Here is a 7,756-nt window from a genome sequence, read left to right on the forward strand (position 1 = left end):
CCCCTCCGTTACCCCGTAAGACCTGCATTTTTGTGCCGATTTGTCGCAACTTTGACAAAGATGCCCCCTGCAAGACACCAATGAATTCACCAATGAATTAATGAATTCATTGAATTGATGAATTAAAAGTGAAACTCTTGGGTCGGGTGAATCGCCGTTCGTCCCGAAAATTTGGTAGTAAAAATTTTTCCCACCGGAATATGCCTGCTCTTGCCAGCCTTACTGTGCGTCCAGCCAAAGACAGTGATTTATCACAAATTGTCAACCTCGATCGCCTTGCCTTTGCTCCTCTGCAATCGAACGAGGCAATTCAGCAGTGGTATGGTGATACGGTGAATTTGCCTGGACGAAAGCTGTTTCTGGCTGTGGAAGATGAAACGGATCAGGGGATCGGCGTTTATACCCAGCTGGACTTCACCGCTTTTTTCGAGGGACAGGAAGTGCCCATTATGGGAATTGGCGGTGTAGCCGTAGCTCCTCATCGGCGGGGGCAGCGAGTTGCCCGCCTGATGCTAGAACATGCCCTGAAAGCGGCCAGAGAGCAGCAGATTCCCCTTTTTGGCCAACAAACTCTGGGATTTGAGTTCAGGGACGGACAGATCCACCCCATCGAGGATCACCCTGGCCCGATCGTAAAACTTTCCATCGAGCATTTAACTCAGTTATTTTGCGGTGTGCGACGATCGCGGGATCTCTTGTGGACTGGAGAGTTGGCAGTCGAGGGTGACGACTCCTTGCTGGCTCAACTGGATCATGCCTGGCAAGCAGAGCCGCCCTTTTGTTGGGATTTCTTTTGAATGACTCAACTCGGCAGCAGCAGATCAGCCCAAACTCGCCACAATGGCTTTCAACCGTTGGTGGAATTGGGATGGTTCGATCGCTGGGCATGCATTTCTTCAACGATCGCCTTAATTCGATCAATCAACTCAATCGCCAGCGGTATGCCAAGCTGCAATTGTTCCAATCTTTGTCGTTGGGCAAAAACGCTTTGGGGTGGGCCTTCCAGAACCAGTTGCCCCTGATCCATGACAAAAATCCAATCTGCCCAACGGTACAGAAAGTCAAGATCATGGCTGGCTAACACGATCGTCGTTCCAGCCAAATGAATCTGTTGCAGTTGTCCAATCAGGTCTTGTGTGTGACGGGCATCCAGATAGACTGTCGGTTCATCCAGTAAAAGGAGCTGCGGCTGCAGCACCATGACATCGGCCAGCGATACCCGCTTCTTTTGCCCCAAGCTGAGATGGTGAATGGGTTGATGAGCCAGTTCGCTCAGATCAAATTGGGCGATCGCCTGCTGGACTCGTCGAGCAACTTCGGGTATGGGTAGACCGAGGTTGCATAACCCATAGGAAATATCTTCTTCGACCGTAGAAAACACCAACTGATGCTCCGGATTTTGAAACACTAACCCAATCTGCTGGCGCAACTGGGTTAAAAAGGTGCGATCGTAGTGAATAGGTTGTCCCCGCCAGCGAATAACCCCGTGCTGCGTCTGGTAAAGACCATTGGCCAGCAAAAAGAACGTCGTCTTGCCGCACCCATTTTGACCAATCAGCCCACATTTTTTGCCAGTTGGCACTCTCAGGGTTAACCCCTGAATCGCAGCTTGACGACTATAGGGGTAACTATAGGACACATCAATAAATTCCAGAATCCATTCGGACATAAACCAGCCCTTGGGGCTAATGGAGCATGAGATTTAGCATAACCAGAATAACGCAGCCGATCGCAGCTTCCAGACTGTAGCGCAGCGATGGTTTGTAGGGAGGAGAACGCCAGACACCCAGTTCCCCACTAAATCCACGTGCCGCCAAACTTAGGGACATATGGTGATAACTTAAAAGCGCTCGCTCCAGTAACTGCCCGACAAGAATAGCCAGACTGTACATTCCCCGTCGCCAGGTGCGATAGCCGCAGCGAGAATGTTGTGCTGTCCAGAGTTCATCCACGATCGCCAAGAGGGTAAAAATCAATCGATACATGAGCAAGAGCAACTCAACCAGGATGGTCGGGCAGCGTAATCGCCGCAGCAACTGCACCACTTCAATAAAGGGCGTGGTCAGGAGCATGAAAAACATACTGCTGGTGGTAGCGAGGGTACGAGGCAGGAGCAACCCTACTTGATGCAGTCCAGTCTGACTGACGTAGAGATAAATACTGCCAATATGCCATCCTCGCCAGACATCCCACTGCACGGACTGACTGGCTGCCTCGCTAACGCCGCTCAGGATGAAAGCTGGCAGACTGGTCAAGCAGAAGCCCAGAGGCAGCGCTAATAACTGACCATAAATTTTTCCTGGAATATTTGCGTAACCCACAACCCAGAGCAGAACCCAGAGGCTAATCAGCCCCTGAACCAGCGGCTGGCAAATGAGGGAGAGCAGCAGCAACAGCAGGGCAAAAGCAACCTTTTGGCCGGGTGGCAACCAGCGCAAACGATTCGTATAAGCCAGACTGTCGATTGGATAGCTCATTCGGAAAGTCGCGAATCCGACTGCTTAGATTGAGCTTGTTGGTGAGTGCGCCCTTTATAAAGCCCAATCACATAACCAATTACCCCGGCTCCTAATGCTGCCTGACTAGCAAACAGCAAACTTTCAATTTCACTGCTGGCAGGTTCAAAAAAGGGCTGAAACCAGGGTTCATAGTCCGGATGAAGCTCACTAATGGCTTTCTCACCCTGGTCATCCGAACCACGGTATTCTCCTCGTACAAAGATCAACGGCAAGACAGCGAGCAGCATCACGGCGATCGCTAACAGCCAGTTCTGAAACTTCGGGAAAGAGTCTGGAGAAGCAGATTTTGACATAACTTTAGGATTCCTGTCTGAGCAGCTTGAGGGTTTCAAGGTCTTGCTTGGCGTAAGATTGCAGCCAATTCCACACCAGCACCGTGAGCAGCCCTTCAGTGATCGCCAGCGGAATCTGAGTGACGGCAAAAATGCCTGCAAATTTGAGAAATGATGCCGTAAAGCCGCCACTGACTGCTGGAAAAGCCAGGGCTAGCTGAACAGAAGTTGTGACATAGGTGAGTAGGTTTGCCAGAGCAGAGGCACAAAAAATAGCTACCCTGGTTCGTCCGGTTCTCAATAAGAGGCGATAAACAAAATACGCCGCAAAGGGGCCAACAATAGCCATTGAAAACATATTGGCACCCAGGGTTGTCAGGCCACCGTGGGCCAACAGAACGGCCTGAAATAACAGCACTAAGCCTCCTAGCACTGTCATCACCGAGGGGCCAAACAAAATTGCCCCCAGCCCCGTCCCAGTTGGGTGAGAACAACTGCCAGTGACAGACGGGATCTTTAAAGCCGAAAGAACAAAGGTGAAAGCACTCACCAGGGCCAGCAGCAATTTCAGTTCTGGATAAGTGCTGGTAATGCGAGCCAGCGATTGCACCCCAACAACCAGGAAGGGTAATGAAACGATCCACCACAAAACCGCCCACTGAACGGGCAAAAAGCCTTCCGCAATGTGCATCGCCGCCGCAGGGTTGGCAGACGCTAAAACCAAATAACAACTTAGGCCAGCCATTAATCCCAGGCTGGCCCATTGACGATGTTGTATGTTCAAACTGTACCTCGCAGATTGATTGAAGAATGGTGATACGAAATGGCAGGCATCCTGGCTAATGAAGATAGTTCGTCATCCTCAATTACAGTTGCGGGACAGCGGTAGATTTACACTACTCTTTCCCTGTTTCCTCTAACGGCTGCTCCCCGTTAGAACCAAATCGTGACCCTCAGCTTACCATATTGCACAATTCCAGACGATGTTGCTTAACCCTTTGCAAGGTTGCTGGAATTAACCCTGCCCAGCGCCCGATCGCCGCTCTCCCACCTATCCACTCACCGACCCACCCACTCCTCCACTCGTTTCCCTTAACCGAATCTTTAGTTAGTTCCCCCCACCAACGGGCAACTCTAAAGTGGCACCCCTCCTTAGGCACCCGGTTTTATGGCTCAACCCTCTGATCCTGCAATTTGGCATCCTGGTAGCAATTTGCTGCAGACGGTGGACGCTTATCAAGGAGCTATTAACCGTTACGATGATCTACTGTCAGTTCAACCTGATCTGTATGAAATCTGGACTTACCGTGGATATGCCCTGGAGCGCTTGGAGCAATTTCAGGAAGCGATCGCTAATTTTGATCAAGCCTTGAAAGTGAATCCGGAGCATTATCCAGCATGGCATGGCAAGGGGATCGTGCTGGCGAAACTGGGACGATACGAGGAAGCCGTTTCTCAGTTAGATAAGGCAGTAAAACTACAGTCCAGAGATGCCAAAGTCTGGTATAACCGGGGCAATGCTTTAATCCATCTGCAGCGCTATGAGGAAGCACTAACCAGCTTTAATCGGGCATTAGAAATAACACCAAACAACTATAAAGCCTGGTATCACCGCAGTAAAGCTCTGACTCATCTGGGCTACCTGTATGCGGCATTGGCAAGTCTCGATAAAGCGTTGCAGATTAAACCCAGTTGTCACTACGCCTGGAATTACCAGGGTATGGTCTTGAGAAAGCTGGGGCGGTTAAATCAAGCGATCGCGTGCTTTGACCAATCTTTACAAGTACATCCCAATAATCCCGATGCCTGGTATAACAAAGCTCGTTGTTATGCCATCCAAGGGCACAGTGAAATGGCCTTGCATTATTTGCACCGCGCACTCAAGTTAAATCCTACTCTGTATCGTGCTCTCGCTAAAATTGATGCTGATTTTAGTACCCTTGTTTTTAACCCCAAGTTTCGTTCCTTGATTCATCATCGGCAGCCTCCAAACCCCAACCAACCGTCCTGAAGTGCACACCCCCTATTTTTTTAAGAGAGTCCTATTTCTCCTGTTCATCCTTGTTTTGCTGAGGGCACTTTAAATCCATACTGATAGACCAAATCCCTGCACATCCGTCACCCAGAAGCTAGAGACCATGACAGATTTTCAAGAGATAGAAGTCGTTTTCTTGTTTCAAAAAGGGCTGTATCTCAACAAGCAGCAGGATTATAATGCTGCCATCTCCGCCTATGACGCAGTTTTAGCCCTTCAGCCCGATTACCCAGATGCCTGGTACAACCGGGGAAACGCCTTCTACCGCATGGGACAGTATGAAGCAGCGATCGCCAGCTACGATCGGGCACTGGAATATGAACCAGGATTTTCTGAAGCCTGGAATAATCGGGGCAGTGCGCTGGACGATTTGCACCGCTATGAAGAGGCGATCGAGAGCTACGATCAAGCCATTAAGTTCAGACCCAATTATTGCTGGGCCTGGTACAACCGGGGGATCGCCTTGAGAAACCTGGAACGCTACGAGGAGGCTATTTCCAGCTACGATCGAGCGATCGAGTTTAAGCCAGATTATTACTGGGCCTGGTACAATCGTGCTTTAGCACTGAAGCAGCTGAATAAGCTGCATCGGGTGATTGCCAGTTATGACAAAGCGCTGGAATATAAACCCGATTTTGAGGAAGCCTGGACGAATCGGGGGAATGCCCTATATCATCTAGGGCAGCTAGAATCCGCGATCGCCAGCTATGATAAAGCCTTAGAACTGAAACCCGATAATCCCAACACGCTTTACAACAAAGCCTGTTGTTATGCCCTGCAGGGTAATTATGACTTGGCCTTTGAAAGCTTGCAGCGTGCCGTGGAACTCAGTCCTCACGAGTACCGGGAAATTGCGAAGACCAATTCTGATTTTGACGGACTGCGTCAGGATGAGCGGTTCGCAGCCCTGATCAATGAGCGAATTTGAAACTTTTCAGCCTGGTACCACGACGTGTAGGGATGTCATGACAATGGTGCACCTGACAGTTTCACTCGCTGTGCTGTTTTCCTCGAAATTCCTATGAATCAGAGTAAAGACTCCCAAACTCTCTACAGCCAGGAGTTAGTTCTCCAAAAGCATGCCCGCTTCGATCGCGCAGTCACAAAGTATGACTCAATCCTGGCTACTGCCCCCCAGGACTATAAAGCCCGGAGTTGTCGGGGTTATGTTTTGGAGAAATCCGGTCAGTACGAGGCGGCAGTCAGTAGTTTTGAACGAGCACTCTCGCTGAAACCCAAGTTTGCTCCGGCCTGGCAGGAAAAAGGGATTGCGCTGGCCAAGCTAACCCGCTACGAGGAGGCGTTAGCCAGCTTCAATCATGCCCTAAAACTAGAACCGGATGATTACTGGGATGGCAGAACTACGGCAAGGCACTAATGAGCGTATATGCGTATAAAGACGCGATCGCCAGTTTTGATCGCGTCTTGGAACTCAAGCCGGATAGCTACAAAGCCTGGTATAACCGGGCTGTCGCTCTCAGTTGTTTGAATCGTTACTCCGATGCGCTCGCTAGCCTCAATCAAGCCTTACAGATTAAACCCAGTTGCCACTATGGCTGGAACTATCGCGGCATGGTATTGGCAAAACTAGGTCAATTTATAGGCTCTCAAGCCAGCTTTGACCAGTCTCTGCAAATTAAGCCCAATAATGCCAACGCCTGGTACGGGAAAGCCTGTTGCTACGCTTTACAGGAAAATACCGATCTGGCACTCAGCCACTTGAAGCAGGCGATTAGTTACAGTCCTTATCTCTGCCAATTAATGGCCAAAACGGATCCTAACTTCAACAAAATTCGCCAGGATCCCCACTTCCAGGCATTGCTTCAGGCTTAAAGTGGGGTGTCTAGAAACCGGGTTTCTTGTAGGAGTTCTTGAATGAACTTTTAATCTGCAACAGAAACCTAGTTTCTAGCCGACTAAAGATTTTTGGGCAGCTTGAACCAGTTGTTTTAAGTCATTCAAGGTGGGAGTTGGAGCGGTAGCAGAATCATCGGACGGTAAACTCTTCAGCCACAACAAATATTCAATATTGCCTGCTGGCCCCAGTAAAGGTGACCACGTTACTCCCTGATACACCCATCCCAAGTCTTGAGCTGCCTTCAGTACCTGCTTGATCGCCAGTGCCTGATCTTGGGGATCCCGGACGACTCCATTTTTGCCTACCCGATCGCGCCCCACTTCAAACTGAGGTTTAACCAGGAGGATGACCTCACGGGGCGATCGTAGCAACTCCCACAACGCAGGCAAAACTTTAGTCAGCGAAATAAAAGACACATCAGCTACCCCCAGATCAGCCCAGGTTGCGTCCGGTAGATATACGTCCTCCGGTTTCAGATAGCGCAGATTTTTGCGTTCATGCAGAATGACGCGAGGATCCTGGCGTAAACTCCAGGCTACCTGTCCATAACCCACGTCGATCCCATACACCTGAGCAGCTCCGGCCTGTAACAGACAATCGGTAAAGCCTCCTGTAGAAATTCCCCCATCCAGGCAGATTCGTCCAGCGATCGGGATTTGGAATTGGGCAATCGCCTTGGCCAATTTCTCCCCCCCCCTGGATACATAAGGAGACTTCTGCCGAACTTGAATCTGTGCGGCTGGATTGACCTCGGTTCCTGGCTTATCCACCACCTGTTGATTCACTTTCACCTCACCCGCCCGAATCAGCCGTTGAGCCTGCTGTCGTGAGTCACACAGGTTTAGCTCTACCAGTAACAAATCCAGACGTTGCTTGGGCATCAGGAATCCTTAATTTTTAGGATGGGTTAGGCGGTAGCCGTAACTCGTCAATGTTTAGAGGAGATGTGTTACGCTGCGCTAACCTATCCTACGTAAGAATTTGGAGTTAGTGACATCCTCCCGACACCAATGCTTTGCATACGGTGCGGGCTTCCCAAGATCGCTCTTGAGTATTCCTGCCCCACGCCACT

10 protein-coding genes and 1 riboswitch are annotated in these 7,756 nt (G+C 50.1%); of the genes, 5 read left to right on the plus strand and 5 right to left on the minus strand.

Translation table 11 applies throughout. The annotated features are described in order from the left end of the window. The first annotated feature begins 128 nt into the window (after window positions 1-128). A complete protein-coding gene (locus ACUVQO_RS11995) occupies window positions 129-797 on the plus strand; it encodes a GNAT family N-acetyltransferase (RefSeq protein ID WP_445926108.1) in 669 nt (222 codons plus the stop codon). Between the two features lie 50 nt (window positions 798-847). Here the strand turns inward: ACUVQO_RS11995 and ACUVQO_RS12000 are convergent, their stop codons facing one another. From ACUVQO_RS12000 to ACUVQO_RS12015, 4 genes are read right to left on the minus strand one after another with little or no spacing between them, the layout of a single operon-like run. Next, entirely contained in the window at window positions 848-1,669 is an 822-nt protein-coding gene (locus tag ACUVQO_RS12000) for an energy-coupling factor ABC transporter ATP-binding protein (RefSeq protein ID WP_445926109.1), read from the minus strand. A 16-nt stretch (window positions 1,670-1,685) separates the two neighbouring features. Then, window positions 1,686-2,477 (minus strand): cobalt ECF transporter T component CbiQ, encoded by a 792-nt coding sequence (gene cbiQ / locus ACUVQO_RS12005; protein ID WP_445926110.1) that lies wholly within the window; start codon window positions 2,475-2,477, stop codon window positions 1,686-1,688. Beyond that, complete coding sequence (locus ACUVQO_RS12010) at window positions 2,474-2,812, minus strand: energy-coupling factor ABC transporter substrate-binding protein (protein ID WP_445926111.1); 339 nt, start codon at window positions 2,810-2,812, stop codon at window positions 2,474-2,476. Before ACUVQO_RS12010 ends, cbiQ begins: the two co-directional genes overlap by 4 nt. A gap of 4 nt (window positions 2,813-2,816) precedes the next feature. Beyond that, window positions 2,817-3,575: an energy-coupling factor ABC transporter permease gene (locus tag ACUVQO_RS12015; RefSeq protein WP_445926112.1), complete on the minus strand. Its 759-nt coding sequence runs from the start codon at window positions 3,573-3,575 to the stop codon at window positions 2,817-2,819. 24 nt (window positions 3,576-3,599) lie between these two features. After that, window positions 3,600-3,750, minus strand: a riboswitch (cobalamin riboswitch). Between the two features lie 209 nt (window positions 3,751-3,959). On the opposite strand from ACUVQO_RS12015, the gene ACUVQO_RS12020 reads away from it, so the two are divergent. The 4 genes from ACUVQO_RS12020 (at window position 3,960) to ACUVQO_RS12035 (ending at window position 6,659) form a co-directional block, all read left to right on the plus strand. Further along, window positions 3,960-4,802, plus strand: a complete 843-nt coding sequence (locus tag ACUVQO_RS12020) for a tetratricopeptide repeat protein (protein ID WP_445926113.1) — start codon at window positions 3,960-3,962, stop codon at window positions 4,800-4,802. 127 nt (window positions 4,803-4,929) lie between these two features. Next, window positions 4,930-5,754: a tetratricopeptide repeat protein gene (locus ACUVQO_RS12025; RefSeq protein WP_445926114.1), complete on the plus strand. Its 825-nt coding sequence runs from the start codon at window positions 4,930-4,932 to the stop codon at window positions 5,752-5,754. Between the two features lie 93 nt (window positions 5,755-5,847). After that, a complete protein-coding gene (locus ACUVQO_RS12030; RefSeq protein WP_445926115.1) occupies window positions 5,848-6,204 on the plus strand; it encodes a tetratricopeptide repeat protein in 357 nt (118 codons plus the stop codon). Then, complete coding sequence (locus ACUVQO_RS12035) at window positions 6,204-6,659, plus strand: tetratricopeptide repeat protein (protein ID WP_445926116.1); 456 nt, start codon at window positions 6,204-6,206, stop codon at window positions 6,657-6,659. The genes ACUVQO_RS12030 and ACUVQO_RS12035 overlap by 1 nt, the downstream gene beginning before the upstream one ends. 75 nt (window positions 6,660-6,734) lie before the next feature. Here the strand turns inward: ACUVQO_RS12035 and ACUVQO_RS12040 are convergent, their stop codons facing one another. Further along, the gene (locus ACUVQO_RS12040; protein WP_445926117.1) at window positions 6,735-7,565 is read right to left on the minus strand and encodes a TlyA family RNA methyltransferase; all 831 of its coding nucleotides are present in this window, start codon (window positions 7,563-7,565) and stop codon (window positions 6,735-6,737) included. Window positions 7,566-7,756 lie beyond the last annotated feature (191 nt).

The organism is Leptodesmis sp., from assembly GCF_052746595.1.

What these genes read in the sequence shown, in the direction of transcription:
- ACUVQO_RS12000 (WP_445926109.1), bottom strand. Translation starts at nt 1,669, where the DNA reads ATGTCCGAATGGATTCTGGAATTTATTGATGTGTCCTATAGTTACCCC.
- cbiQ (WP_445926110.1), bottom strand. Translation starts at nt 2,477, where the DNA reads ATGAGCTATCCAATCGACAGTCTGGCTTATACGAATCGTTTGCGCTGG.
- ACUVQO_RS12010 (WP_445926111.1), bottom strand. Translation starts at nt 2,812, where the DNA reads ATGTCAAAATCTGCTTCTCCAGACTCTTTCCCGAAGTTTCAGAACTGG.
- ACUVQO_RS12020 (WP_445926113.1), top strand. Translation starts at nt 3,960, where the DNA reads ATGGCTCAACCCTCTGATCCTGCAATTTGGCATCCTGGTAGCAATTTG.
- ACUVQO_RS12025 (WP_445926114.1), top strand. Translation starts at nt 4,930, where the DNA reads ATGACAGATTTTCAAGAGATAGAAGTCGTTTTCTTGTTTCAAAAAGGG.
- ACUVQO_RS12030 (WP_445926115.1), top strand. Translation starts at nt 5,848, where the DNA reads ATGAATCAGAGTAAAGACTCCCAAACTCTCTACAGCCAGGAGTTAGTT.
- ACUVQO_RS12035 (WP_445926116.1), top strand. Translation starts at nt 6,204, where the DNA reads ATGAGCGTATATGCGTATAAAGACGCGATCGCCAGTTTTGATCGCGTC.
- ACUVQO_RS12040 (WP_445926117.1), bottom strand. Translation starts at nt 7,565, where the DNA reads ATGCCCAAGCAACGTCTGGATTTGTTACTGGTAGAGCTAAACCTGTGT.